This is a genomic window from Paraburkholderia fungorum, assembly GCF_046027605.1.
Taxonomy (GTDB): domain Bacteria; phylum Pseudomonadota; class Gammaproteobacteria; order Burkholderiales; family Burkholderiaceae; genus Paraburkholderia; species Paraburkholderia fungorum_F.
In genome coordinates, this window is sequence record NZ_JAQQEF010000044.1 from 10,136 (window position 1) to 36,499 (window position 26,364).

20 protein-coding genes are annotated in these 26,364 nt (G+C 63.8%); 7 read left to right on the plus strand and 13 right to left on the minus strand.

Annotated elements, in window-relative coordinates; translation table 11 throughout:
* Positions 1-42: 42 nt before the first annotated feature.
* From bcsA to bcsB, 7 genes are all read right to left on the minus strand, one after another.
* A complete protein-coding gene (bcsA, locus tag PQR53_RS36965; protein WP_408465259.1) occupies positions 43-2,589 on the minus strand; it encodes a UDP-forming cellulose synthase catalytic subunit in 2,547 nt (848 codons plus the stop codon).
* A complete protein-coding gene (gene bcsQ, locus PQR53_RS36970; protein ID WP_408465261.1) occupies positions 2,586-3,392 on the minus strand; it encodes a cellulose biosynthesis protein BcsQ in 807 nt (268 codons plus the stop codon). The genes bcsA and bcsQ overlap by 4 nt, the downstream gene beginning before the upstream one ends.
* Positions 3,389-3,595: a hypothetical protein gene (locus tag PQR53_RS36975; RefSeq protein ID WP_408465263.1), complete on the minus strand. Its 207-nt coding sequence runs from the start codon at positions 3,593-3,595 to the stop codon at positions 3,389-3,391. The genes bcsQ and PQR53_RS36975 overlap by 4 nt, the downstream gene beginning before the upstream one ends.
* Complete coding sequence (gene bcsE / locus PQR53_RS36980; protein ID WP_408465264.1) at positions 3,595-5,541, minus strand: cellulose biosynthesis protein BcsE; 1,947 nt, start codon at positions 5,539-5,541, stop codon at positions 3,595-3,597. The genes PQR53_RS36975 and bcsE overlap by 1 nt, the downstream gene beginning before the upstream one ends.
* A 32-nt stretch (positions 5,542-5,573) precedes the next feature.
* Complete coding sequence (locus PQR53_RS36985; protein ID WP_408465266.1) at positions 5,574-9,341, minus strand: cellulose synthase subunit BcsC-related outer membrane protein; 3,768 nt, start codon at positions 9,339-9,341, stop codon at positions 5,574-5,576.
* A gap of 260 nt (positions 9,342-9,601) precedes the next feature.
* Positions 9,602-11,053: a cellulose synthase complex periplasmic endoglucanase BcsZ gene (gene bcsZ, locus PQR53_RS36990; RefSeq protein ID WP_408465268.1), complete on the minus strand. Its 1,452-nt coding sequence runs from the start codon at positions 11,051-11,053 to the stop codon at positions 9,602-9,604.
* A gap of 3 nt (positions 11,054-11,056) precedes the next feature.
* Positions 11,057-13,519, minus strand: coding sequence for a cellulose biosynthesis cyclic di-GMP-binding regulatory protein BcsB (bcsB, locus tag PQR53_RS36995; RefSeq protein WP_408465270.1), 2,463 nt, complete (start codon positions 13,517-13,519; stop codon positions 11,057-11,059).
* Between the two features lie 363 nt (positions 13,520-13,882).
* Between bcsB and PQR53_RS37000 the strand changes: the two genes are divergently transcribed.
* On the plus strand, positions 13,883-14,338 hold the full coding sequence (locus PQR53_RS37000; RefSeq protein ID WP_408465272.1) for a diacylglycerol kinase: 456 nt from the start codon (positions 13,883-13,885) through the stop codon (positions 14,336-14,338).
* A gap of 1,468 nt (positions 14,339-15,806) precedes the next feature.
* Positions 15,807-15,968 (plus strand): DUF1328 domain-containing protein, encoded by a 162-nt coding sequence (locus PQR53_RS37005; protein WP_035551387.1) that lies wholly within the window; start codon positions 15,807-15,809, stop codon positions 15,966-15,968.
* 266 nt (positions 15,969-16,234) lie between these two features.
* On the opposite strand, the gene PQR53_RS37010 is transcribed toward PQR53_RS37005, so the two are convergent.
* Positions 16,235-16,864, minus strand: a complete 630-nt coding sequence (locus PQR53_RS37010; RefSeq protein WP_408465274.1) for a GNAT family N-acetyltransferase — start codon at positions 16,862-16,864, stop codon at positions 16,235-16,237.
* A 100-nt stretch (positions 16,865-16,964) separates the two neighbouring features.
* Positions 16,965-17,867 (minus strand): LysR substrate-binding domain-containing protein, encoded by a 903-nt coding sequence (locus PQR53_RS37015; protein ID WP_408465276.1) that lies wholly within the window; start codon positions 17,865-17,867, stop codon positions 16,965-16,967.
* Between the two features lie 101 nt (positions 17,868-17,968).
* On the opposite strand from PQR53_RS37015, the gene PQR53_RS37020 reads away from it, so the two are divergent.
* Positions 17,969-18,859 (plus strand): EamA family transporter, encoded by an 891-nt coding sequence (locus PQR53_RS37020; protein ID WP_408465278.1) that lies wholly within the window; start codon positions 17,969-17,971, stop codon positions 18,857-18,859.
* A 73-nt stretch (positions 18,860-18,932) separates the two neighbouring features.
* Here PQR53_RS37020 and rfbC read toward each other — a convergent pair whose 3' ends face one another.
* Both rfbC and PQR53_RS37030 read right to left on the minus strand, forming a co-directional pair.
* Positions 18,933-19,484, minus strand: a complete 552-nt coding sequence (rfbC, locus tag PQR53_RS37025) for a dTDP-4-dehydrorhamnose 3,5-epimerase (protein ID WP_408465280.1) — start codon at positions 19,482-19,484, stop codon at positions 18,933-18,935.
* Positions 19,485-19,646: 162 nt separating this feature from the next.
* Positions 19,647-20,642, minus strand: a complete 996-nt coding sequence (locus PQR53_RS37030; protein ID WP_179741740.1) for a GlxA family transcriptional regulator — start codon at positions 20,640-20,642, stop codon at positions 19,647-19,649.
* A 763-nt stretch (positions 20,643-21,405) separates the two neighbouring features.
* On the opposite strand from PQR53_RS37030, the gene PQR53_RS37035 reads away from it, so the two are divergent.
* From PQR53_RS37035 to PQR53_RS37045, 3 genes are all read left to right on the plus strand, one after another.
* Entirely contained in the window at positions 21,406-21,780 is a 375-nt protein-coding gene (locus PQR53_RS37035; RefSeq protein ID WP_408465282.1) for a hypothetical protein, read from the plus strand.
* Positions 21,781-22,130: 350 nt separating this feature from the next.
* On the plus strand, positions 22,131-23,054 hold the full coding sequence (locus PQR53_RS37040) for a LysR family transcriptional regulator (protein ID WP_408465284.1): 924 nt from the start codon (positions 22,131-22,133) through the stop codon (positions 23,052-23,054).
* Between the two features lie 15 nt (positions 23,055-23,069).
* Positions 23,070-23,744 carry a response regulator transcription factor gene (locus PQR53_RS37045; RefSeq protein ID WP_408465286.1) on the plus strand — a complete coding sequence of 225 codons (675 nt, stop codon included), beginning with the start codon at positions 23,070-23,072 and terminating at the stop codon, positions 23,742-23,744.
* A 95-nt stretch (positions 23,745-23,839) separates the two neighbouring features.
* Here the strand turns inward: PQR53_RS37045 and PQR53_RS37050 are convergent, their stop codons facing one another.
* The gene (locus PQR53_RS37050; RefSeq protein ID WP_408465288.1) at positions 23,840-25,018 is read right to left on the minus strand and encodes a porin; all 1,179 of its coding nucleotides are present in this window, start codon (positions 25,016-25,018) and stop codon (positions 23,840-23,842) included.
* A 325-nt stretch (positions 25,019-25,343) separates the two neighbouring features.
* Between PQR53_RS37050 and PQR53_RS37055 the strand changes: the two genes are divergently transcribed.
* Complete coding sequence (locus PQR53_RS37055; RefSeq protein WP_408465290.1) at positions 25,344-25,616, plus strand: DUF4148 domain-containing protein; 273 nt, start codon at positions 25,344-25,346, stop codon at positions 25,614-25,616.
* 399 nt (positions 25,617-26,015) lie between these two features.
* On the opposite strand, the gene PQR53_RS37060 is transcribed toward PQR53_RS37055, so the two are convergent.
* On the minus strand, positions 26,016-26,364 hold a 349-nt coding region (locus PQR53_RS37060; protein ID WP_408465292.1), incomplete at its 5' end, for a hypothetical protein.

Below are 26,364 nucleotides of genomic sequence, written 5' to 3' on the forward strand. Positions count from 1 at the left end.
TGACGGAACTCTCTCATTGGCCGAGCGCATGCGCCGGCGGCATTAATAGCGTGTACGGTCCAGCGCGAGCAGCGACTGGACGGCGCGCGCCGCGCCGTCCAGCAACCGCGAATAACCTTCAATGCCCATCGTCAGCACGTCCTTCAGGCCGCGCAGCGGCGCGTCCTCGATCGTCTCTTCGTCCCAGTTGAGCCAGGCGTCGGCGCGGCCGAACGTGCATTGCACCATCTGCCGCTCCTGGTCGAGCGTCAGATCGTCGAAACGCACGCCGAGGTGCGGGCCCACAAAACGGCTCACGTGCACCGGAAAATGAAACTGCCGGTCGCCCCGGCTCAGGCACACGCCGAGGCTGTCCCCGAGTGCGAGCTTCAACGCCGGATCGACTTCGAGGCCGAGACCGCCGGTCGAATAGTCGCTGGTGGTGCACGCCACCGTCGTGCCGTCCACGAGCAGCAGCGTCGCCGCGGCACGCATCGCGATACGGTGAGTGACGCGCACCTGCTTCGCCTCGCGCGCCACGCTCGCGGCCGCACCGAGCATCACAAGGTTGTAGAGAGTCCAGAACACGTTCATCAGGATCGTCGCGGTTTCGCCGCCCGGGCCCAGCGTCAGCCGGTACACGCCCGCCATCAGCGCGCTGGCGTTCAGTGCGAGTAGCACCAGATACGGTTTCGACACCGCCCAGTCGAAGTAGCCTTCGTCGATGCGGCCGCCCTTGTCGGTCACATTGAACTTGCCGTGCTTCGGGCTGAAGAACGCGATCGTGGTCGGCAGCGCGATGTACCACGCGAGCACCGATTCGTAGACTTCGGCCCAGAACGAATGGCGGAATTTGCCCTGCATCCGCGAGTTCGCGATGTTGGCGAGCACGATGTAAGGCAGCACGAAGCCCGCGATGGTGGTCGCGGACGCGTTGATGAAATACATCTGGAAGAACAGGTACGCCATCGGCATGGTCAGGAACACGAGCCGTGGGATGCCGTAGAAGAAATGCAGCATCGCGTTGCCGTAGCACAGGCGCTGGCACAGACCGAGTCCGCGGCCGAGAAACGGATTGTCGATGCGGAAAATCTGCGCCATGCCGCGCGCCCAACGGGTGCGTTGCTTGATGTGGCCGGCGAGACTTTCGGTGGCGAGGCCAGCTGCCTGCACGGTCGGCAGATATGCGGTGGTATAGCCGCGCCGGTGCAGTTTGAGCGCGGTGTGCGCGTCTTCCGTGACCGTTTCGACCGCGATGCCGCCGACTTCGACAAGCGCCGCGCGTTTGATGATCGCGCACGAGCCACAGAAGAACGATGCGTTCCACAGATCGTTACCGGACTGCACGAGCCCGTAGAACAGATTGCCTTCATTGGGCACACGGCGGAAGGTGCCGAGATTGCGCTCGAACGGATCGGGCGAGAAGAAATGATGCGGCGTCTGCACCATCGCGCAACGGGCGTCGCGCAGGAATGTGCCCATCGTGGTTTGCAAAAACGAGCGGGTCGGCACGTGGTCGCAATCGAAGATCGCAATGTAATCGCCGTGCGTTTTGTCGAGCGCGCGATTGATGTTCCCCGCTTTCGCATGCTGGTTGTCGTTGCGCGTGAGGTAGCCGATGCCGGCATCGCGGGCGAAATTCCTGAATTCTTCGCGATCGCCGTCGTCGAGCAGATAGACCCGCAGCTTGTCCGCGGGCCAGTCGATGCCCTGGGCGGCGAACACGGTCGGCCGTACCACCGTCAACGGTTCGTTATAGGTCGGAATATAGATATCGACGGTGGGCCAGCTCGAGGTGTCGGCGGGCAGTTCGGCAACCGTGCGGGTGAGCGGCCATGCGGTCTGCACGAAGCCAAGCAGCAGAATGATCCAGGTGTACGCTTCGGCGCTGAACAGCAGGTAGCCGAGAATCGCCTCGCCCGGGGTCTGAAACGACAGGGTCTGCGTGACGCGCCACCACACGTAGCGCACCATCGCGAGCAAGGCCAGGGTCGTCAGGATGAGCACGGGCATGCGGCCAGGGAAGCGGCGCACCACCAGCGCCACGACCGCCAGCACCGCGAAGAATTCGAACTGGCCTTCCTCCTGCAACGGCGAGGTGCCGATCATCGACCAGACCACGGCGCCCGCCACGACGAGGAACGGCAGCAGCCAGCGAATGTGGCCGATGCGCTGCGTGCCGGCTTCGAGCTGCCCGCCCCAGCGTTCCCACGGCAGTCTCGGCAGCAGCGCTTCGAGGCGCCGCTGCGCGCGCCGCCAGCGCAGCAGCAGCGGCACCAGCCAGTGGTCGATCCATGCGAGCACGGCGCGCACTTTGGCCGCGCCCGTCTGTGCATGCGGTTTCGGCGCGCGGATGAACGCGCGCCACAACCACGCCCGCAGCCGATGCGGTTCCAGCACGCCCCAGTGCGCGGCCAGATGCAGCACGGCGCCACGAATCCACAGGCGCGCGAGATCCGCCTTGCCGGCAGCGGGCGGATGGAAGAACACCCGCACGAACCAGTCGAGCGCCGTGCGCTCGGCGGGCAGGCCGAGGCCGCGCGCGAGCCAGTCGAACGCGCGTTGGCGGCGCGTGCGCTCGCTGCGGCTGGCGGATGCGGGGCTGTTCATGGCCGCCCCTCTGCACGGCGCGCGTTTGCCGTCGACGCATCAGCATCAGACGGCGCCGCGGCAAGCCACGCATGCAGCCAATTGGCGAGGCCTTGCAGATCGTGCGAAGCCTGCGAATGCGGTGCGTCGTCGAATAGCCATGTACCGCGTGCGAACGATTCGGGCAGTGCCGCGTCCAGATGCACGCGCTGCGCGAGCGGCAGGCCGTCGCCGAGCGCGGCGCCCAGCATCGCCAGCGCGTCGCGTTGCATGTCGCGCGCCGGATTCAGCCGGTTGACGATGATCCGCAGCGGCGCGCCGCCGCGCCGCAACGCATCGAGCCGCGCGACCAGCGTCGCGCAGGCGGCCGGTTCAGGCGGCGTCACGCACAGCACGAGATCGGCGCTCTGCACAGCCTGCTCGCCTTGCTGCGACGGATAACGGGCCGTATCGATGAGCACGACGCCCTCGCGCGGCAAATCGAGTTGCGCGAGCGCGTTCGCGAGCCACCGCGGTTCGGCGGCGAGGCGCGCATCGCAGCGCGCGCTTTGTTCGAGCGACACCGCGCCGTACGGCACGAACAGCACGCCCTCGCTGTTGCGCCACGTGTGCGCATGCCACGCTGCGTTCTCGTCGAGCATGGCTTGCGCGAGGCCGGCCGGGGCGAGGCAATCGAGACCGAGGTGCGCGCCGAGCAGATTCTGCGGATCGAAATCGAGCGCCACCACGGGACGGCCGCGCCGTGCGAGTAGCACGGCGAGCGCGGCGCTCAGCGTCGTGCGACCGGTGCCGCCGGCGGTGGAGACGATAGCAATCGTCTTCATGACGCGCCTCCAGAGGCACGGTCGGCGTCAGGCAACAGGCGCGCGCGCAATGCGACCGGCTCGATGTCGCAGGGCACCGCATCGCGCGGATCGAAGTGGCGGATCGCCGCGAGACCGCGACGCGAGCCGGCGCGCTGCCACACGATCCACACGGGAATCGCGAGAATCAGACCCGCGGCAAAACAGATCAACAGGAATTCCATTACTCGCTCCCCTTCTTGCGCAGCGGCATCGCGTAAGGTTCGGCGCGGCGTGGCGGCGCGGCAAGCTCCTGCGTCGCTTCCGCGCGCGCGGCTGCGAGCGCTTGCTCCACCGCGGCGAGCTGCTCGACCGTCGTCGTCCCCTCTTCAACCGGCAAGACCCTACCGGTGTGCGCGGCTGCGAGCGGCACAGCAGTTCGACTACGCGACGGCGTAGCGAACAGATCGCTGTAATCGGCGACGGGCGTGCGCCGGCTCGCGGCGCCAAGCGCCTTCAATTCATCGCCGATGCTTTGCTCCGCGAGATGGACGATGTCGTCCGCAATCCGTTCGACCGGCACATCGAAGATGCGGGCCAGCGCGGCGTCCGCATCGGCCCGCCGGCACGCGAACAGGAACACGTACAGGTGCGAGGCATCGGCCGTGAAGATGTCCCCCGCGCGGCGCGGCACACAGCTTTTCAGGGCTTCGACGTGCGCGCATTGCGGCAGCAGCGTCAGCTTGACGAGCACGTGCGGCAGGTGTAACACGGCACTGCGTTCGAGCACCGAGCGCACCCGCTCGCAGAACGTGCCGGCCGGCAGATAACCGAGCACGTCTTCGCTCAGCGCGGCGCTGAGCGCGCTGCGATAGTCAGCGGCGACCGGCCGCGTGTGCAGTTGTCCCTGCAACGATTGCAGCAGCGACTGCATCCGCGAGAAGGGCAGATCGCGACCCAGCACCAGGTTGGCGCCGAGCGTCAGCACCAGCAGTTCGTATTGATGACGCAGCACTTCGCCCCGTTCGGCGACGACGATCTTCAACGCCCGCCCGGCCTGGCGGCGCAGCGCATGGATCGCCGCGCACAGCGCTTCGAGTTGCGCACCGCCGGTGTAATCGAGCACGACGGTCGCCGCCTGCGCGTCGACGCAGGCCGCGAGCACGGCCTGCTGATCGGCCAGCACTTCCCAGTTCGGCGGCACCCACGCCTCGTGTCCGCGCACCACCGCGCGGCTGACTATCACCCGCTGCTCGTCGCGCGCCAGCAGCCCATCGGCGCGCGCGGCGGCGTCGCTGTGTGGATCGGGCGCGACGCTCAGCCGGCCGTTATCGGTAAAGCGTAACGAGCGCACTTCGCCGGTGACGAGCGTGCGGTCCGAGCGCCAGAAATCCACCTGCCATAGCAACTCGCCGTGGGTGCGCTCCATCCGCGCGACACCCGCGCAGGCCGCATGAAATTCGTTGCGGCCAAGCTGCGCCGCCGCGCTGTCGAGGGTCGACTCGATGAACAGTGAACCGGCAGCGGCGTCCAGAGCGGCATCCGCGTCTGCGTCTACGTTGGCGTCCGCGTTGGCTTCCGATTGCGAACCCAGCAGCAACACCAGCGTGATGTCGCGCACCGCGCACCAGTTCGCGAGCATCCGGCCTTCACGCGCGAGTGCCGCTGGATCGTCCCAGTTGAACCAGCGTTCGGCGCCTTCGACGAAATACAGCGAGCGCGAACGGAAGCCGAAGCGCTTGAGCGCGCGCAAACCACCAAACACCCTGGCAAGCGGGACCGGCGGCATACCGTGGGGGCCTGCGCCGCCGGGACCAGCCGGCGGCATCGCGAGGACGCTCAGGTTACGCGGCCAGCCGGAGGCCGGCGCGTGGGCGCTGAAACCGAGTTCGCGCAGACGTTGGGCGACCTGCGCGCGAGTGCGCGCCAACACCACGGTGACGTCGCGCGCCTGCGCCTCGCGCGCGCTTTCCCACAGCAGCGCGTCGGCGCCTGGCGTGCGCGCGGCGGCATAGATCGCGTAGAGCTTGCCGGTTTCGAGCGCGGCCCATTCGGCGGGAAGCGCATCGATCGCCAGTTGGCCGACCAGCCGCGCATCGCCAGCCGATGCCGCCCGGCGGACAGCCTGCAGCAGGCGTCGCACGAACGCGCCAGCCGGCGTCGGCTTGAGTGATTTCGAAACGGTGCTCACGCGTGGCTTCCCTGATCTCGTTGCATCGCCGCTCAAAAGCTGGAGTAAAGGCCCACGGGCCTCGGCGACAGACTGTTGTCCTGCTTGCGTCCGTCGAAGGTGTAGCGCATGTACAGCAGCGCGGAACTCGGTGCGTAGTCATGCGAACGGTCGATGCTCAGTTGCGCGCCCACCACCAGATAACGGTTGAAGCGGTACTGCACGATGCCGCTCAAGCCATACGAAAACGCGACGCCATGCGTCGAGCTGGCCGTATTGACGAGGTTGCTGAAGCCCGGCGCCGAGCCGGCCGTCTTCCACAGATCGTTGAGCGCCGCCGACGCGCTGTTCAGCGCGGGCAAACCGTTCGGGTAATACGGCGAGTCCTTCTCATACGAATTCGACACGCCGACGGTGGCCGTCAGATCCCAGTTCAGCGCATCGCGCCGGCCCGCCCATTCGATCGGCACGCCGAGCGACAGATAGCGCTGCGGGCTGTAATAGCCGCCCTGCCCGAACGAATAGAAGCGCTGATTATTGGTGTAGTGCCAGACGTTGCCGACCAGCCCCGTGCTCACCAGCGTGTTGACGCGTTGGTAGACCGGCACCGTGAAGCCGGTGCGCAGGGTGATTTCCTGGTTGCTCGCCACATTGCGGCCGGTCAGCATGCCCGCGCCGACATCGGCGAACACGCTGGTCGTGCCGATATCGACCGCCGAGTGGAAGTCGATGCCGTCGCGGCGCACCCCGCCCCACACGGTGCCGGTCAGCGGATCGTGCATGCCCGCGTACGACAGTAGACTGCTCGTCTCCGGACGACGCGAGCCGCTGATCGAAAAGCTCGCCGGTCCCGCGTCGAATTGATAGCGCACGCCGCCCACCAGGTAATGCACCGGAAAACCGAGCGGCGTGGTACCGAGATCGAAGCGCCACGCATCCGACGTATAACCGGCGCCGAGCGCGACGCCGGTGGCCGACTGATGCAGGTATGGCAGCGTCGCGGCATAGTCGGCCACGGTCTGCGCGTCGACGTTGTGCGCCTGCGCGAGTTTGTCGGCGGCGCCCAGCGTGCCGAACGTGTCGCGCGTAAACGAATTCGCGTCGCTGACGTCGAGCGTGCCGGCATCGATATGCACCGTATCGGCATGGAGGAAAAAGTGGCCGTCGTAGCGATACGGAATCTGCACGTACACGGGCGCTTGCCACGCGCGAAACTGCGAAATGCCGGCGTCGCCCGATTTATACGCCGGGATCCATGCGGTTTCGATCTCCGGATCGCGGCGTTGCTGCAGATCGGCCAGCGCGGCCTGCGCGGGCGTGCCGTCGGGGCCGGCCGTTTCACCCGCCGCGCGTTCCTGGCTAAGCGACAGACGGTACAGCGATTCGGCGTCCTCGTACTGGCCGAGGTCCTGAGCGATCCGTCCGCTTTGCGCCGTCACGTCCGGCCGCGCGGGATACGCGATCCGCAACGCCGAGGTGATCCGCTGCGCTTCCTGCGGGTGACGCAAGGCCGCCAGACGGCGAGCCGCGGACAGCCGCGTGTCGACGTCGTCGGGCGCCGCGCCGTCGACCACCGTGCGCACGAGATCGAGCGCCGGGCGGCGTTCGCCGCTTTGCTCCAGCACCCGGGCGAGCGCCAATTGCGCGTCCGGATCGTTCGGCGTCGCGGCCAGCACCGGCGCCAGCGCGGCGCGCGCGGCCGCATAGCGCCCCTGAAGACGTTCGAGGTCGGCGACTTCGAACGCATACCGTTTGTCGCGCCGGCCAGCCGGACTGACTCGCGAGAGCAACTGCCGCGCGGCATCGTAGTCCTCGCGATCGAGTGCTTCGTCGGTCTGGCGCAGAATCGAGCGCAACGCCTGATCTTCGAGACGCGCGCTTTGTGCGGGGCTCAGGTGTGCATCGCTACGCAGCGAGGTCAGCCACGCGTCCAGTGCGTCATTGCGTTTCGCGCTGCCGAGCAGATCGCCGTAGCGCAGACGCACATCGGCGTCGGTCTGCTGCGGATGCGTGTCGATCCAGTTCTGCAGCAACGCGAGGCCGCGCTCGGGTTGGCCCTGATCGATCCACATCGCGCCGACCGCGGCCAGCAGGTTCGGATCGTCGGCGGCCAGCGAGCGTGCCTCGTCGAGCGCATGGGTCGCGCCTGCACGGTCGTCCTGCGCGAATGCGGCGCGGGCCTGGGCGAGCCACTGCTGCGCTTGCAGCTTGCGCTCGAATGCGCGCATGCCGTCCGTGCGGTCCTGGTCGGCGATCGGTGCGAGCACGGCTTGCGCACCGTCGATGTCGTCGAGCGAGTTGCGATAGATCGCGCTCGCATAACGCATTTCGGGCGATGCCGACACGGCGAGGCCGTCGTCCATCACGACCCGCCCAAGTTGCGGCAGCGCCAGATCGCGATAGAGACGCGCGAGCGCAAAGCGCGTCCACGGCGCATCGGGCGCGAGCCGCAACGCCGCTTCGTAGCGCTGCGCGGCCGGGCCGCGCAGGCCCGCCGCGAGCAACTTTTCCGCTTCTCCGCTCAGGATGTCGGCGCGCAGTTGCGCGAGGCTCTGGCGGTCGTCGGCGGCCGTGAAGCGGCTTTGCAATGCTTCGAGGAGCGGCGCGACCTGGGCCGCGCGACCCGTGTTCTCGAACAGCGTCTGGGTACTGCGCAGCGCCGCCAGGTTCGGTTCGCGCGCCGCCAGCAGCTCGCGCAGCAGCGGTTCCGCAGCGCTCCAGTTGTGCTGGGCGAGCAGCGCGTCGGCGAGCATCAGTTTGGCGTCGGCGTTGGCCGGCTCCATTGCGAGCGCGGCGCGCGCGGCCCGCTCGGCATCCTGCGGCCGTCCTGCTGCGGCGGCCTCGCGGCCCTGGGCCAAGGTGCCCCAGAACTGCGCGGCACGCGCGAGGCTGTCCCATTTGCCGCGATTGTCCGGCGCGAGCTCGGCCGCGCGCAGAAACAGCGTGCGGGCTTCGTCACGCCGCCCTTCGCGCATGCGCACCAGACCGAGGCCGCCGACCGCCTCGGGGTCGTTCGCCCGAGCTTGCGCGGCTCGCGTGAGCAGCGGTTCGGCCATTGCCAGATCGTTGCGCGCGAGAGCCTGCAGGCCGCGTTGCTGCGCGATGTAGTCGGGATTGTTTTCGAGTTGGCGTTGCGCCTCGAGCTGCGCTTCGATCACGGCCGCCCGGTCCTTGAATTCGGTGTCGTCCGGTACGAGTTGCAGATAGGCGCGCAGCGCGGCGAGATAAGCCGGGTCCGCGCCGGCGGATTGCAGCACGTGACGCCACGCGTCGAGCGACGCCGAACGATCCGAATCCGGCCGCGTGGCGAGATTCCACGCGATGCGGTTGGCCTCGGCGCGCGTCTCGCCGCGTGCGTTCAGCAGATTGGCGAGCACCAGCGCCGAATCGACATCCGACGGATCGGCTGCCGTCCGCTGACGCAAGGCGTCGATCGCCTGCCCGCGGCCCTCGGGCGTGCCGGCGATGATCTGGTAGTACTCGGCGCCGAGCGACCCCGACGGTGCGCCGTGAGGAAACAGCGCGACCAGCCGCCGCGTCGCTTCGACGGACTGGCCGCTGCGCGCCATCAGGCGGATGGTTGCCAGTTCCTCGCGGCCGTTGGTAGCGACGCGGAACTCGTCTTCGATTTGCTGCGTGGCCGGCGTACCAGGGGCCTTGGCGCGCAGCCGCGCCAGCGTCGTCTGCGCGGCCTGGGCCTGGCCGAGATGCAACTGGATGCGCACCTGCTGGGCCAGCAGCGAAGGATCGTCAGGCGCGATCAGCAAGGCCTTCTGGATCGACTGCAACGCGAGATCGTCGCGATGCTTGGTCGACCACATGCGGGCGGTCGCGAACAGGCGCTGCGCGGCGGTGTTTTGTGATGGCGCGGGGGGGATTGGTTGCCTGGCTGGTCGCGCGCTTGCCTGTGCGCTTGCCTGTGCGCTTGCCTGGGTGCTTGCCTGCTTACTTATTTGCGTGGACGCCTGCGTGCTTATTTGCGTGCTTATTTGCGCGTTTGGCTGCGCGGCAGCCTGCGCGCTTGCCCATGCGACAACCGGCGCCATCTGCGCCGCGAGGCAGAGCAGCAGCGCTGTGCACGTTATCGGGAAGCGACGCCGCACGGCGAACTCCAGCGCAGGTTGAGGGTGCCGTCGGCGGCAAAGCGATAGCGGCCATCGCGCCAGCCGAGCCCGAACAGACTCAGCACGCTGGTGTAGTAACCGGCCGGCGACTCGCGATCGAGTTGTTCCATGCGCGCGATCTGCGCGTCGCCGAGCGCGCGCTCGCCGCGCGCGTCGAGAAACGGCACGGCCGCCGCCGAGAAACCGGCGTTACCCCTATTCGCACCGACATTGCCGTTCGTCGTATCGACCTTTTCCGGCGGCGCACCGTGTGCGGCGATAAAGTCGGCGAACGGTGCAAGGCGCGTGAGTAGCGGTTGCGCGAGCGGATCGCGTGGACTGAGCATGCCGGCCCACAGATAGACGCGAATCGCGTTGTAGGCGCTCTCGGCCTGGGTTTGGACGTCCGGCGCGAAACCCTGTTTGGCGCGGTACAGCACCCAATCCGGTGAAAAGCCGTGCGGCGCAGTGTCGAGCAGGACCCGGCCCGTGCTGGCGAGAAGACGCGTCCAGCGGGCGTCGTCCGGCAGCCGCGTGGCGATGCCGCGGAGCACCTGCGGCGGCGAATAACTCGGATTGACGCGCCACACGTCCGGCGCCGGATGAAAGCCCAGCGGCCCCGGCAACAGCGTCAAGCCGAGACCGGGAATGCTCGCGGTCTCCTCGTCGAGGACGCGCTTCGCGAGCACCGCGCCACGCGCCGTGTAGCTGCGCTCCTGCCAGACACGGCCGGCTTCGAGCAGTGCATAGGCGATCCACAGATCGGCATCGGACGAAGCATTCGCATCCAGCACGCCCCATTGCCCGCTGTCCGAGCGGCCCCACAACCAGGCCGGCAGATGCGCGGTCAGATCGCCTTGCGCGAGGTGCGCCTCGGTCCAGTTGAGGATCGAATCGAAGGCCGCGCGGTCGTCGGCGACAAGCGCGAAGAATAGTGCGTACGACTGACCTTCGGATACCGTGCGCGAATCGGCCGAGCCAACGTCGATCACGCGCCCTTCGGGTGAGACGAAATCGCGCTTGAACTGCTGCCAGCGCGGCCATGGGGATGCAGTGCAGTAGGCTGGGGTGGGGCTGGTGAGGCTGGGTGCGGGTGCTGTTGTGCTTGCGGGTGCTGTTGTGCTTGCGGGTGCTGTTGTGCTTGCGGGTGCTGTTCCGGTTGCGTTAGCGCTGGCGTTGCCGCCGTTGGTGGCGCTGGCCGCATTAGCGGGCAGCGCCAAGCTCGCGGCGAACGCGCTGCTCGCGAGCATAGCGGCCATGCCGATGACCACGCTGGTCGACACACAAATCACCCCGCGGGCAGACAGGCGGCTCGACACGCGGGTGGCAACCGTTGTGTCCACCACCAACGCCAGGCGCGTGCACGTACACGCCGTCAGCGCCCCGCCCGGCGCCTGCCGCAGCGACGCTTTCCACTTCACCGGCAGCATCGGTCAGACTCCCCGGCGGCGCGCGGCCAGTTCCTGCAACGCGGTGAACGCGCCGACCGCCAGCAGCAGCCCGGCGATTGCGCCGAGCACGCCCAGCAGGATCGGATGCTGAATCGCCTTGCTCCAGAGCCACGCATACCACGGCACATAGCCGACCAGATACGGTTCGCCGACGCGCATGCTGTCGACTTCGCCGCCGCGCACCAGGGCGACGTCGCCTTGCAGTTGCGCAACCCGGTCCGGCTTTTCCAGCACGTCGAGCAACTGGAGCAACTGACGCTGATCGGTGGCCGTCAGCGCGATGACGCTGCGTCCCTTGCTGCCGGGCAATTCGAAGCCCATCAGCGCGGCCAGCGAGCCGTCGCGTTCGAGACGCGCGCTGCCGTCTGGCAGGTGCGCGCCGTTGTGCCACTGCTCCTTCACCGAAAACGTAGCGCGCGTGACCTTGCCGCCTTCGACACCGTCGTCGGCGGCGTTCGCGTTCGCGCCGATGGTCAGCGGCAGCGCCTGATGCCAACGATCGAGCCACGGCGCCGAACCACTGCCGCCGATCACCAGCAGATCCTTGCCCGCCAGTTGGGTTATCTCAGCCGGCCGCGCGATCTGCACGCGCAACACCGGATAGCCGGTCCATTGCCCCATGTGGCCGAGCGTCGTCAGCAATGCCTCGAGTTCTTCGGGTGCGGGATGCGCGGGAATCACCACGGCCGTCTGCGACAGATCGGCATACCGCGTGAATGGAAAGCCGCTATTCGAGAAGTACGCGAGATTCGGCATCTGCGCGTAGTGAACGAAGTTCGAGAAGTCGATCGTCGAGTCCGGGTCGACCGCCGCCTGCACGGGATTCGACGCGACGCTCTGACACAGCCCGGTCTTTTGCGAATCGAGATTGAAGCGCAACTGCAACTGGTTCGAGCTGCCCACACGGAACGCCGGAATATCGAGCGAGTTCGTCGAACGGCTGCCGCCGGTCGACAGCACCGGCAGTTGCAGGCGGCCCTGTGCATCGTCGGCGCTGGCCGGCGCGAGCCGGTACGACTTGACCAGTTGATCGTTGATCTGCACGGCGAGGATCGAGTTGTTCTGCACCGTCGGCGCCGTATAACGGTACTTCAGATTCAGCGGCACGCCCGCCCCGTTCCATGAAAACAGATCGGCGGGCACGCGCAGATTCAGACGGATCGGGTCCGACGCACCGCCGCGCACCTGCAACTGGCCCGGGTCATCGATCAACTCCTTGAACGCGACCGGACGGTCGACCGGCAACCAGCGCGGCGCGTCATAGGGCTTGCGCGGCGCGCCGATGTCGATCTGTGCGACCTGCACTGCGGGACCTGCCATCGCCGTCCTGCCGAGCACGAGCGCGGCGGCCGCCTGATCGACTTCCGCGGCGGTGCGGCCCGTCACGATCAGCAGCTTCCTGTCGACGGATGCCGGATTGTCGGTGACGATCAGCATCGGCCCATTGACCGGCGGCAGCTTCAACGCCTCCGGCAACTGTGCGCTGCGCGCTACCACTACGGCCTGATCGTCGGACGGCAAGGTGGACGAGACCGGAAAACGCGCCTGCCGATAATCGGCGAGCGCGCCGAACCACGAGGCCAGCACGCCGGCGCTGCGCAGCGTCGCGTTGTCGGCGGCTGCCGGCAGCACGAAGGGCAGACGCAGGCGGCTCACATCGCGCCGGTCGAAAAACGGCGCGGGCAGCAACGCGAGATCGTTAGGCAAGCGAATCGGTGACGTGTCGAGAATGATTTCGCTCGTCGGACTCACGTCGGCCCATAACGACGAGTTGTCCGGGTCTTCGCAATGGTCCAGCGTGTAATGCGCGATGAGCCTCAGTCCAAGCTGGTTGTAATCGGTCAGGAAACGCGGATCGAGCGGGATGTCCTGCGTGACGACCTGCCCTGCATGCTCGCGATCGAACGGCACGGTCGCCACCACTTCGTCGTTGATCGACACCTTGAAGTGCGAGATCGGGAACACCAGCGCCGGCGAATACGTGTAGCGCAACCGCAGCCGCGCCGCGGTCACCACACGATCGAGCCGCACGCCGACATTGACGACGCTCACGTCCTCGAGACCGCGCAGATTCAGCGGCCGATATGCGCCCAACGCCGAGAACGGTATGTGTACCGTGGTCGAGCTGGCGGCGTGGGGCGCGGTGTTGGCGGTGTTGGCGACGGTGTTGGCTGTGTTGGCGATGTTGGCGGTGTTCGTCGCGATCGGTGCGTTGGCAGTGGCGGTTGCGTTGGTTGCGTTGGTTGCGTTGGTTGCTTTGGTTGAGCGCGCGCCGTTGGCAGTGGTGCCCGGCGTAGCGGGCGACGGCAGCACAGCGACGGTGGCGGACGACGGAACGCGCGCGGAAGACGAAGGAAGTGCGGAAGGCGCGGCGGCTAGCGTAGCGGCATATAAGGCGCCGACGAGCGCCGTCAGCGACAGACAAAACGAAACGACAGGTTTCATGGACAGATCAGCTTGTTGAACATCGGCCATCCGCCCCATGATTGCGTGGACATCGTTGCGAATTCGGCCTGCCGCGGAAGTTTGCGGAAAACATGAAAAACGGAAATGCGACACGACCGCGATGCGGTCCCCTACGCTTGTATACGGACGATCCGGCGAAACCTTGAATGACGCGCGACACGGCACACGTGGCCAACCCGTGAAGTGTGTCCGGCATAGTGTGCCGGATGCCAACTTCGCGTCTTTTCCGGGGACCGTAGCGCAGGAGTACCGGCCCCTTGGGGCGGGCGAGAAGATATCACAAGTCCGCGACAATTTGTAACATTTGAGGCATGCTGCGGCCACCTTGACTCGAAGCACATCATGAGCAATCCGATTAAGTCTTCTGCGGCTCCTTCTGCCGCTCCTTCGGCGGCTTCTTCCACGCCGTTGCCCGCTAAACGGAGCGGGCCTTTGCGTGCGCTGTATGCGCTGCGGCACTCCTGCGACGGCATTATTGCGGCATTGCGCGAGGAAAGCGCCTTTCGTCAGGAGATTGCCCTCGCGGCGGTTTTACTGCCTTGCGCTGTGCTGATGCCGGTGGGCGCGATCGAGCGGGTATTGCTGATCGTTTCCGTGCTGCTGGTGCTGTTGGTGGAATTGTTGAATTCGAGCATCGAGGCTGCGATCGATCGCATTTCACTCGAACGGCACGCCTTGTCCAAGCGTGCCAAGGACTGCGGCAGCGCCGCGGTCACGATGGCGCTTCTGATCTGTGCGGTGACGTGGGGCGTATTGTGCGGGCCGCTCGTTTATCACTGGCTTCGCGCGCAGTTGTGAGGCGCGGCGTGGGCGGCCGGTCTAGCGCATGCCTTGCGGCTGGTTTCTTCTGCAATGCGTATTGATCGTTTGCGTGCGAGTGATTTGCACTGCGCAAACGTTAGCGCAGGATGAAAGTTCGGAATTTTGATTTTTCTTCGATGATGTTATGGCGAAGTTCTACGCGTCCCGCTCACCTGATTTGAATGCGATAGCCGCCGCCGATTTGGCGATTTGCGAGTCTGGATGATGCGGATGGTGTGCTGTTGCAGCAATGCGACAGTTGTTTGCCTGCGGCGTTGGGCTTTTTCTGTTTTGTTTGCCTGCGCGGCGCTTCTTGTCTGTTCGCCTGCGGCGTTGGCCTTTCCTTGTTTTCTTATTGGTCTATTAGCGTCGCCCCTGTGCGGGGCGGGCACCTACTTTTCTTTGCCTGCCGCAAAGAAAAGTAGGCAAAAGAAAGCGGCTCACACCGCTAGTTCTTAAGCGGGTCCCCCGCACAGTCTCGGTAGTGGTGCATCTGGAATCGGTGTCTCCGCACATTCGACGCCAGTGACCAGGCAGTCATACTTCCCGCCTCGCACTACGTGCTCGCCGGAAGGGCTCATCATGCAAACCAGTGGCTTCGTTGGGGAGCGGTTGGGAACCATCGGCTTCGCCTCGGCGAATTGCCGAATGAACCGACTAAGCTGATGAGCGCGAACGGAACGCGAACGCGAAATGCAGCAATCGGTTCTGAGAATGCGCATCGGCGCGCGCTGCGCCGACCGAAATATGACGGCTGTGCTGGAGGGCACTTCTTCAAACGGTCCGCTGCGTTTTCGCGCTCACGCTTCATCTGGCGCGGTGGCGCGGCGAATATCGGGTATATCGCATCGTTACCTGTGTCCCGCCATGTCGCGGAGTACATCGCCGAGGCGAAGCCGATGGTTCCCACCGCGCGCAAGCGAAGCCGATAGCTCCCACCACGCGCAAACGAAGCCGCTGGTTTCCCATGCAGGCCGATCCGCGACGCACGCAGTGCGGAGTGGGCGCTGATGAGCGCTTTGTCACTCACGTTGAATGTGCGAGGGCACGGATTCCAGATGCACCACTACCTCCTCCAAGCCAGGGGACCCGCTTAGAAGTTAGCGGTTTGAGCCGCTTTCTCTTGCCTACTTCTCTTTGCGGCGGCAAAGAGAAGTAGGTGCCTGCCCCGCACAGGGGCGACGCTAATACACCAATAACACAGCAAGGAAAGGCCAACGCCGTAGGCAAACAGACAAGCAAGCGCCGCGCGGCAACCAGATCAAGCAAACTTCAACGCCGCAAGCAAACAGCCAATAAGCGCCCCGCAGGCAACCCCCACGCCGCAGGCATCCCCACAAACCAGCCCCCCGGGCACACCCATTGCTTCATATCGCTCGCCGGCACAAATCCGTCAAAGCACGCTGTGCCCACAACGAGCCGCCGCTTTTTATTTCACTCCAGCAATCCATCGGTGGGAGGCCCCATGCTTCGATACGCTGTAATCTTTTTCATCATCGCGATCATCGCCGCGGTATTCGGCTTCGGCGGCATTGCCGCGGGCGCAACCGAAATCGCCAAGGTCCTGTTCTTCATCTTCGTGGTGATCTTCCTCGTCACCTTGCTGATGGGCGTAATGCGACGCTAACCACCGCATCGACCAAGGTAAGAAGAAACATCCAACCCGGCACGAGGACCGACAACTCGTTGCAATACTTGCCACACGGTATTGCAATAGTTGCTGCCCACGCCGGGTTTTTACTGCACAAGCCCGTCCGTCGCCCGTATGCGCATCAGGAGCGCATCGCAACGCAACACTAACGTCCCGATTACCTCAAGCACCCAAACAACAATCACAAACCCAGAACCCGGAACCTCAGCAGCTCCAGCACGCGAGTGCACAACCACGACTCGTCATGCGGCGCGCGCAATCCTCGCCGGCACCGTCAATCTATGCGACCAGTTAGCGAGCGTACGCGTCACCACCGGCGGCTTGCTCAGGATCGCGCTGTCGTATCGCTTGCCATCGAAGCGTGTGAAATCGACGATGCGAAACCCCTGCCCTCTGTAAAACGAAATCAGGTGCGCGGCCGGTTGCGGCGTATCGAGCGCGAGCTCCGCATAACCGCGCGTCGCGGCCCAATGATCGGCGAAAGCGATCAACAAGGTACCAATGCCCCGTGCCTGCCACACGGGCTCCACGCCGAACTGACGCAAGCTGGCGATATCGTCGCGACGATACAACTCGCACGGCGAATCACGATCCGGCGCATACAGCGTCATCGTGCCGACAATGCGCCCCCCGCACACCGCAACGTAGCAATCGCCCCGCGTCGCGCGTGAACGTGTCGTCTCCACCGTTTGATCCACACAGGTGCAATTCAACCCCATCGCGCCGAGCCGTGTGAAAGCCCGATGCAACAGCGCAGTCAACGCAACATACGAATCGCGCGACGGATCGAACCGGCGCAGTTCGACACGGCCGATGCCGTGACACACGTAGTCGATACGGACAGATTGCTGCGTCGTTGCAGGTCGCTTCACGTTGAGCACCTCGCGCTATCAAGATGCACGAAGTGTAGGTTTCACGCGTAAGCGTCTCAAGAAAAAATGTCGTAAAAACTCACATGGGACGTGCTGCCAATTACCCCGCGCACAACACAACCGGCTCATTCTCCCGTAACCCGAGATGCAATTCCTCGCAAAGAAACGTCTGCAATGTCTGCACGGCCGCCGCCTGGGCGCCGGAAACCGGACGCATGAAAAGCCCGAATCCGGCGGTGGGCGCAGCAGGTAATCCATCGGTCTGACCGAGCACGCGCATCGCTTCCGGACGGATGTTGCCGTCGAGCAGCACCGACACACCAAGCCCTGCTTCCACAGCCGACTGCACCGCCGGCAAACTCGTGCTGGTGCATACGATGCGCCACGCAATCCCCGCGCGCCGCAGCGCCGTCAACACTTGCTGCTGCCACAAACATGCGCCACCGAACGCAACCACCGGCAATGCCATGTCACCGTCGCGGCTAAACCCGCGCGCGCCGACCCAGAAAAGCGGCTGCGTCCAGGTCAGCAACGGCACCGAGTCGACCAGTGCGGGGTCCCCCACCACCACGTCGAGGCTCCCATCCGCAAGCCGGTTCGACAATGCCGGACTGGTGTCGACGACGATCTCCAGCGCCACCTGCGGATAAGCGATCGAAAAACGCCGCAGCGCGCGCGGCAACCGGCCGACTGCGATGTCTTCCAGCATGCCGAGCCGCACCGTGCCGGACACCTGCCCCGCGCTCAACGCGCGCCGCGCATCGGCACCCGCGCCGAGGATCATATGCGCGAACGGCAGCAGCAGATGCCCCGCTTCGGTGAGTTGCACGCCGCGCGGCGAGCGGTCGAGCAAACGGCGCCCCAGTTCTTCCTCGAGCCGCCGCAACTGCATGCTCACCGCCGCCTGGGTCCGCGCGAGCCGCACGGCCGCCACACCTATGGCGCCGGTCTCCGCCACAGTAACGAACGCACGCAGGAGATTGCTGTCGAGATCTCGGGTCATCACGTTCCCTGAAGTGGCCATAAGAAATATCAACTAATCTTAATACCGCCCAGACCGATAAGATAGCGACCAGGAAGCCAAAAGGCGGGACCGAGACCACGATGCAGGACACCACCATCAAACCGGCGCTGGACTCCGCGCCAACACCAGCGAAGCCCGCCAGCGCGGCAGCGGGCGCAGCGCTCCTATGCGTGCTGTCGATGTCGAGCGTGCAGTTCGGCGCAGCGCTCTCCGCGCCGACGATGGCGGCATATGGCTCGCTCAGCACCACCTGGTTGCGTCTTTGCTGGGCAGCCGTGGTGCTTGCATTGCTGGTGCGCCCGCGTTTGTTCACCTACTCGCGCTCGCACTGGATTGCGGCCGGTGCATTGGGCACGGCAATGGCCGGCATGACGCTGTGCTTTTTCGCAGCGCTTCAGCGGATTCCATTGGGGCTTGCCGTCGCGATCGATTTTCTGGGCCCGCTTTCCGTAGCGACTTTCGCGGTGCGGCGCGTGCGAGCGCTACTGTGGCCGGCATTGGCGATCGCCGGCGTGCTGTTGCTCTCGCGTGATCGCGCGGGCTGGATCGGCGAACCGCTTGGCGTACTGCTCGCGTTCGGGGCCGCGCTCGGCTGGGGCAGCTATATCGTCTTGATGAAAAAGGCCGGCACCGTATTCGCCGGACTCGAAGGATTGTCGGTGTCGTTGATCGCCGCGGCGTTGGTTGCCACGCCATTCGGCCTCGCGCAAAGCGGCAGCCACATCGCGGCAGGCCAGCTCGCCGCCACCGCGGGCCTCGCGGTGCTGGTGCCGTTGTTACCCTACGCGCTGGAAATGGTGGCGTTGCGGCACATGCCGGCCGCATCGTTCGGGATACTGATGAGTGTCGAACCCGCGATCGGCGCGTTGGCCGGCTTCGTGGTGCTGCATCAACCCATGGGTGTCCTGCAGATCGCAGGCACGCTGCTGGTGGTCGCCGCGAGTGTGGGCGCCGTGGTGGCAACGCGCTGAACCGCGCTCGATCGCCGCGGGTGCGCCGGACGATCTGAAAGCGGCGCCGAACGGAGCGATGCAGGTGCGGCGCTCAGGCGATATTCTCCGCTTCGTAGAGACGGCGGCCCGCTGCGTCCTTCGCGCCGAGAATCGGCTCGACCTCGATGGGCCACTCGATGCCGATATCAGGGTCGCGCCACAAGATGCAGCGCTCGAGTTCCGGGAACCAGTATTCGGTGGTCTTCCAGAGGCACTCCGCGACCTCGGACAGCACGACGAAACCGTGCGCAAAGCCCGGCGGTACCCATACCTGTCGATGATTGGCCGCGCTCAGATAGGCACTGCTCCACTTGCCGAAGGTCGGCGAATTGAGCCGCACGTCCACGGCGACGTCGAACACTTCGCCCACTACCACGCGCACGAGCCGCCCTTGTGGGCGCTGCACCTGATAGTGCAGTCCGCGCAACACCCCACGCACTGCCCGCAAATGACGGTCTTGCACGAAATTGAAGCCATGCGAAACGTCGTCGGTAAACTCATCCGCGCTGAAACTCTCGAAGCAGAAGCCGAATTCGTCGCAAAACACCTCGGGCTCGATGAGTTTCACCTCTGGCAATGCGGTCGCCATTACCTTGTTGCCCATGGCCACTGTGCTCGTAAGAAGCCTGCCCGGAGAAATCACAGCCGGTGATGAACGTGCCGTTGCACGCGCTATTGCACACGCCGCTACGCACGTCGCTGCGCACGTCGCTACGCACATACCCATCCACGCAGAGATGTGCCGTTTGCACGGCGCGGCCCTTGCTTACGCTTCGGTCGCAACCCGGCTGCGCGCGCGATATTCGGTGGGCGACAACGCCATGCGCTTGCGGAATATCTTCGCGAGTCGATCGCCGTTGCCGGTGCCGCTGCGGCGCGCGATCTTGTCGACCGGTAGTTCGGTTTCCGTCAGGAAATTGCAGGCGATCCGCAACCGCACCTGCAACAGATAGTCAGACGGCGTGACCTGCATTTCATGCTTGAAGCGCCGCAGGAAATTCCGCTCGCTCATGGCCGCGACCTGGGCGGCGTCGGCAACCGACACCGGACGATCGCAATTCGCCTCCATCCAGCGCGCGGCGGCACGGATTTTCTCGGCGACGCTGAGCGTGCCACCTTCAGCCGGCAGCGGTACCCACGTGGCGGCCATGCCGGGCATCACCCGATCGGCGACGCTGCGCGCGAGCTCCGCGCCGAGGTCGCGCTTGATGAACATCAACGCACTGCGCGCACAGTCGTTACGATCATTGGCCGCGCTGCGCGTGGGATCGATCGCGGCGCTGCCCAGATAGCGGTTCACCTGCAGGCCGTCATGCTCCGCGGGCCCCGCCGCCTCCAGCACGAGACGGCCTTCACCGATCGTCTCGATCGCGCGGGTACGCGTTTGCACCGATCGCAGCCAGCCGAGCAGCCGCTCGTCGAGCGCGGCCTCATGTGCGCCGTATCCGCCTGCGATGAACAGCACGTCAAAACCGCTGCCGTAACGCGGGTCGATACGGTCCGTCCAGATTCGCGCCAATGACGAGCTCGCGACGCTGCCGCCGTCCATCGACAGAAACTGCACTTCATAAGGTGGTTCTTCGCCGGCCCGTGAACCCGAGAGTTCGTTGGCGGTCTGGAACATCTCGACCACCGTGCCAGGCCCGAGCAGCCAGAAGCCGTCGAACAGCAACACGCCGATTCGCCGCGCTGCAGTACGCACGTTGAGTGTCGGCGTATGTAACCAGGTAATCCTCGCAGTATCCAGGTGCATGTGCGGCATGATGTTTCCCCAAACTGTCGTACGTTGTGGACCCCGCTGCCCCGTCGGCTGGCCGATATGGTCGAATTTAATCAGGCGGGTGAAAACCGCTGGCAACGCCGCTTAACGGATTATGCGTGATGTTAGCTGAATGCTTCGCTATAGTAAATTTGAAAAACAAATCCACATCGGGAAATGGAATGTATGAAGAAAACCATTATTATGTGTTTCATATGACTGCCGGTATATGCGCGGACAGTACCATCGATCATACCGGAAAGGTGGCGGCCCCGATGCCCGAAAACCTTACACGGACTAGCTTTCAAGGCCACGGCACCGGTGCATCAAGTCATCACGGATCACCCGGATCTGGCGTCTCGATTAGCCGCGGCGGCATCAGAAAGTGTTTCAAACATGAACTCTGAAGCTCGCAAATAATGAACGTTCAATCCGGCTTTTATTCGCAAATCGGGAATTTAACGACAGTGTCGATGTGGTGCGCCGCACACTTATCGAAATACTTCCGAATAAGTATTGCGCCACGAAATACTTATTCGACTAAAAACGTTTCTTATTTGAAACATCAGGCTTCTTTTACATATGACTTAATGCCCCGCCCGCTTGCTGCGGACCAGCAAACATCAGACGATTTTGCGCTGCACCATAAATCGTGCCAAGCGGCCTTCTTAAACTAAGTTTCATCCTTGGATCGTGCTCTTTAAGACTTGGTTAAGAGAGGCGGCGCCATAATTTGTGCACCGTGAGAGCTGGAAGGAGCAGAGAAATGTCGCGCCCCATGAGCATCGAGAAAGTCAACGAGTATGGACAGAACGCGGTTCGCATCGCCATCGAGGACAGTGTGGTACTGCTCGAAGTAGCCGACCTGGACGCCGTGATCGAACACCTCAGTGTGCTGCGCGCCACGATGCGCCCGGAAGTGCCCAAGGAGCCGCTGCGCACGCATCAGTATGTGATTGAAATCGATCCGTGCTGGCACACCGAAAAGCATCCGCTGCATGATGGCGCCATGCTGTTTCTGAGGCATTCCGGTCTGGGCTGGGCGGGCTTCGCACTCCCCACCCAGAGTCTCGCCAGGCTGCATCATGCGTTGACTCAGCAACTGGAAGCATCGCTCGAAGTACACGGCATGCTCAACTGATCAGCCGGATCAGTGGAATTGGAAACGCAGCACGCGCCTGTTGCGTTTCGTGCATGACTGCGTTTCAGATTGCACGCGCACTTCGCGGCGCCCCACACCTATACTTCGTTCGCCGCGTCATAGCGGTTACTTTCATTCAGGTCATTTTCCGAAAGCGCGGCTCTGTCCGCGCTCTTTTTTTGGACCTCCCTCAGGTCCGCTGATGGTTCGCGATCGTAGTCGGATGGCAGGCTCGCGCCTCACAGATCGTGAACATGGCACAAAACTAAAAAAGTCTTAATCCGCGTGGCAGTGCGGTTTTATCCGCGATCGCCGATGATGCACCCATCGTCCTTCTCTACTGCTCCAACATGAACCAGCTACAAGCGATGCGTGTCTTCACACGAGTGGTCGATCTCGCCAGCTTCAATCTTGCGGCGAGACAGTTAGGTATGTCGGCCGCGGCGGTCACGCGCAGCGTCGGCACACTGGAAGCGCATCTGAATATGCGCTTGCTGAACCGCACCACGCGCAGTCTTTCGCTCACCGATGTGGGCCGCGAGTATCTCGACGGTTGCCGCACGATCATCGAGAAGCTCGATGAAATGGAATCGAATCTGCTCGAGACGACGCGCGATCCCCAAGGCACGCTGCGGATCGCCACGCCCATGACGTTCGCGGCCGCCGGCCTGGGCGCATTGCTGGCGGCCTATCGCACGCTGCATCCCCGTGTGGACTTCGACGTGACAACGTTCGATACGCCTATCGATCTGGTGGAAGGCGGCTTCGACGTATGTTTCTCCGACGACCGGCGCGTTGCCAACACCTCGCTGGTCAGCCGCACGCTGACCAGTATCGATGAAATCACGGTCGCTTCGCCCGCCTATCTGGCGCGTCACGGCACTCCTCGCGATCCGGGGGCGTTGAACCGTCATGGCCTGCTGAGCGTCTCCGACGGTGCGTCGCGCATCTGGGAGTTCGCGGACGCCGACGGTGTCTACCGTGTCAACACCGGTAGCGCGCTGAACGCAACGAGCAGCGCAATGGTACGCGTGGCCGCGCTCAACCACATGGGTATCGCCCTGCTGCCGCTGCCGATCATTGCTGACGACCTCGCGCAAGGCGTGCTCGTACCGGTGCTGGAACAGTTCAAAATCAACGGCGGCCCGCGCCAGACGTCGATTCTTTACTCCGGACGCAATTACCTGTCGATGCGCGTGCGCAGTTTCATCGACTTCGCGGTCAGCCAATATCGCACACCGGATCGCACGGTTGCACTGCGGGCGGTGGCCTGAACGGGCTCGTGCATCATGCCCAGAATATTGACGATCGAAGATGACGAGTTGATCGCACACGACATCGTGCGCACGCTCAGCGCGAGCGGTTTCTCCGTCGATGTGGCGCGCACCGGCCGCGAAGGCATGGCGAAAGTAATGGCAGGCGACTACGACGTCGTCACACTCGATCGCATGCTGCCCGATCTCGACGGCCTGACTATCGTGGCGACCATGCGAGGGGTCGGCATGGAAACGCCGGTGCTGGTGATGAGCGCGCTGTCCGATGTCGATCAGCGCATTCAAGGCCTGCGCGCCGGCGGCGACGACTATCTGACCAAGCCATTCTCGGCCGAGGAAATGTTTGCGCGCGTCGAGGTGCTGTTGCGCCGCCGGCCACGTCATGCCAAAGCTGAAACGCTGCTGCGCGCCGGCGCGCTGGAACTTGATCTGGTGCGCCGCAAAGTCACCCACGGGCAGCGCGAACTCGATCTGCAGCCCACCGAATTCCGCGTGCTCGAATTCATGATGCGCCACAGCGGCCAGGTGCTCACGCGCACGATGATTTTCGAAGCCGTGTGGGGCTGCCGCTTCGATCCCGGCACCAACCTGATCGATGTGCACATAGGCCGCTTGCGCAAGAAAGTCGAGACGCCCGGCGAACCTTCACTGATTCGCACGATTCGCGGCTCAGGCTATCTGCTCGGCTGACGCAGCCAATGCGGTAAAAAAACGTCGCCGATTCAGCACCGGCGACGTTTGCGTTTCAGGCAGGTCTGCAGCGCATTGCAGTAGGTTTGCGGCGCTCAGAACCGATGCCGCACTCCCATTGCGACAACCGCCTGCCGATCGCTCGACGAAGCCGCCAGCGAATAGATCGACGCGTTGCCGAGAACCGCGATGCCGTCCGCACCCGACACATGTTGATATACGCCTTCCAGATACAGATCCGTGCGGCGTGACAACGCGTAGTCCGCCTGCAGCATGAACTGATTCCACTTCGGCGCGACGCTCTTGCCGTCGTCACTGAAATGTCCGTCGGTGAACGTGTACGAACCGCCCAGCGAGAACGCCGGCGTAATCGCGTAGCGCGCGTTCAGTTCGTAGTTGTTGAAGGTCAGCATATCGCCGTTGAGCGTGGAATACGCACCGCCCTGGGTGATCTGATGCGGATCGTCGAGCATCGTCCGTGTGAAGACGAGACCGACGGTCGCCGCGCCGAACGAGTAACGGCCCGCTGCGCCGAGGACACGCTGGCGTGCGCCGGTGAAGGTCGCATCGTCGTCGCTGCTGCTCACCGCGCCGCTGGTATTGTTGGGTTGATTGACGCCGCCCGGCTGGTTGATCTGCAGATACGCAACCGCCAGATTGAACGGACCGCCCGCCCATTGCGCGCCGAGGCTATACGCGTTGTTGTTGCTGAAGCCGCCCGCCGCATTGCTGAACGCATAGGCGCCGCCAACCGTGAGGCCGTCATAGGTTGCGCTGCGGAATTTCAGCGCGTTGTTCATACGCAGATCGTTGTTGAGGTTATCGTTATCGAACGGATGTTCGGCGATATTGCCGCCGAAGCCTGAACCTGTCACCGAAAGCGGGGCGACGAAATCGACGAGGAAGTCGTATTGCCGGCCCATAGTCAGCGTGCCCCACTGTTTGCTCGCGATACCGACCCATGCCTGCCGGCCGAACTCGTCGCCATCGTTGGAGAACTTGCCGCTGTCGATATTAAAGCCGTTCTCCAGATCGAAGACCGCACTTAGCCCGCCGCCCAGGTCTTCGTTACCGCGCAGGCCCCAGCGGTCGGTACTGAGATTGCCGCTCTCCATCATCACGTTGCTTTTTCCGCCTGAGGCCGCTTTCTGATTGCTGACGTAGTCGATGCCGGTATCGAGGACGCCGTACAGCGTGACGCTGCTTTGTGCGTGCGCCGCCGCGCCAAACGTGCCGGCGAGCACGACGAGTGTGGTTGCCAATGCTTTGTTCATGTTTGATTCCGGATAAGAAAAGGCGCCGGCTCACGCATGCGCGAACCGAGCCCGCACACTGTGCGGGTAACCGCAATGTAGATTTGCACGGTGACATACCCGTGATCGAAACCGGCCGATTCATGAAACGGTTTTCATGTTCATGAGACGTGCCCGACGGCCCCTTGAATCAACGGGTTGCCGACGCTCCGACGGATAAATATCTTTTCATGCGTAGATCACTGATCCGCTAAAGCCAGGTGACTATCCTCTTATCAACCGATCCACGAATGCATTGCGGTTCGCGCATCGGTTCCATCCAATCTGATTTGTGAGGATTACGAACATGAAATCTCTGACACTCGTCATCGCTTTCATCGGCGCGACCGCAACGGCTTCCGCTTTCGCTCAATCGGCCACGGCGCCGGCGCAACAGATTGCGACGACGATGCAAGTGGCGCAGAACAACATCGCTGCGGTCAGTACTGCAGGATCGTGGGTGCCGCCTTACGGTCAGGTGACCGGCGAGAAGACGCGCGCGCAGGTCTATCAGGAACTGGTGCATGCGGAGAAGGACGGCCAGCTCGCCTATCTGGAATCGACCCTTTACACACACTGAACCGGTCGAGCGGACTGGCATCCGCTCGCGGACGGCCATCGCCTAACGCAACGAATGGCCGAGGCAAAACACCACCCCAGGTTTACCGGCAACTGATCAAATCCGGGAACGATGAGCAGATGAACTATCTCCACCGTCGTTAAACGTAACATCCAACATTTCTCGTTCTGACCTCAATGACTTTTCGTACCACAATCAAGCGCATGGCCTCGTTGGCCGCTGCTGCTGTCGTAACCGGACTGCTGCTATCCGGCTGCGCAACGACGACATCCGCCGCCAGCGCCAGCGCCGACAACTGTGTTGGCCCAGTGAGTTTCTGCAATATCTATTTTGGTTCGTAAGCAAAAAAGAGCGGGCTACCCTTTCGGGCAGCCCGCTCTTTTACTTGTTGTTATTGCTTTAGAAAGAGTGTCGAATACCCACCCGGCCGGCCACCTCTATGTAATGAATATATCGAGGCCAGAAAGGACTGCGTCTGCAATTCAGACTTTCAGTTTTTTTTGTTGGGTTTTCATGAATCCGGCGTTTCGGTGCTTGGAATTTTTTATTTTTTTGTCTGCGCGGCGATTGTTGGCTGGTCGTCTGCGGCGTTGGCCTTTCCTTGATCTGGATTTTTTGGCCTTTCCTTGATCTGGATTTTTTGGCCTTTCCTTGATCTGGATTTTTTGGCCTTTCCTTGATCTGGCTTTTTGGCCTTTCCTTGAATTGATATTGGTCTATCAGCGTTGCCCCTGTGCGGGGCGGCACC

Coding starts and splice junctions, on each gene's coding strand:
- bcsA (WP_408465259.1), bottom strand. CDS start 2,589: ATGAACAGCCCCGCATCCGCCAGCCGCAGCGAGCGCACGCGCCGCCAA.
- bcsQ (WP_408465261.1), bottom strand. CDS start 3,392: ATGAAGACGATTGCTATCGTCTCCACCGCCGGCGGCACCGGTCGCACG.
- PQR53_RS36975 (WP_408465263.1), bottom strand. CDS start 3,595: ATGGAATTCCTGTTGATCTGTTTTGCCGCGGGTCTGATTCTCGCGATT.
- PQR53_RS36985 (WP_408465266.1), bottom strand. CDS start 9,341: ATGTGGTCGACCAAGCATCGCGACGATCTCGCGTTGCAGTCGATCCAG.
- bcsZ (WP_408465268.1), bottom strand. CDS start 11,053: ATGCTGCCGGTGAAGTGGAAAGCGTCGCTGCGGCAGGCGCCGGGCGGG.
- bcsB (WP_408465270.1), bottom strand. CDS start 13,519: ATGAAACCTGTCGTTTCGTTTTGTCTGTCGCTGACGGCGCTCGTCGGC.
- PQR53_RS37000 (WP_408465272.1), top strand. CDS start 13,883: ATGAGCAATCCGATTAAGTCTTCTGCGGCTCCTTCTGCCGCTCCTTCG.
- PQR53_RS37005 (WP_035551387.1), top strand. CDS start 15,807: ATGCTTCGATACGCTGTAATCTTTTTCATCATCGCGATCATCGCCGCG.
- PQR53_RS37015 (WP_408465276.1), bottom strand. CDS start 17,867: ATGACCCGAGATCTCGACAGCAATCTCCTGCGTGCGTTCGTTACTGTG.
- PQR53_RS37020 (WP_408465278.1), top strand. CDS start 17,969: ATGCAGGACACCACCATCAAACCGGCGCTGGACTCCGCGCCAACACCA.
- rfbC (WP_408465280.1), bottom strand. CDS start 19,484: ATGGGCAACAAGGTAATGGCGACCGCATTGCCAGAGGTGAAACTCATC.
- PQR53_RS37030 (WP_179741740.1), bottom strand. CDS start 20,642: ATGCCGCACATGCACCTGGATACTGCGAGGATTACCTGGTTACATACG.
- PQR53_RS37035 (WP_408465282.1), top strand. CDS start 21,406: ATGTCGCGCCCCATGAGCATCGAGAAAGTCAACGAGTATGGACAGAAC.
- PQR53_RS37040 (WP_408465284.1), top strand. CDS start 22,131: ATGAACCAGCTACAAGCGATGCGTGTCTTCACACGAGTGGTCGATCTC.
- PQR53_RS37045 (WP_408465286.1), top strand. CDS start 23,070: ATGCCCAGAATATTGACGATCGAAGATGACGAGTTGATCGCACACGAC.
- PQR53_RS37050 (WP_408465288.1), bottom strand. CDS start 25,018: ATGAACAAAGCATTGGCAACCACACTCGTCGTGCTCGCCGGCACGTTT.
- PQR53_RS37055 (WP_408465290.1), top strand. CDS start 25,344: ATGAAATCTCTGACACTCGTCATCGCTTTCATCGGCGCGACCGCAACG.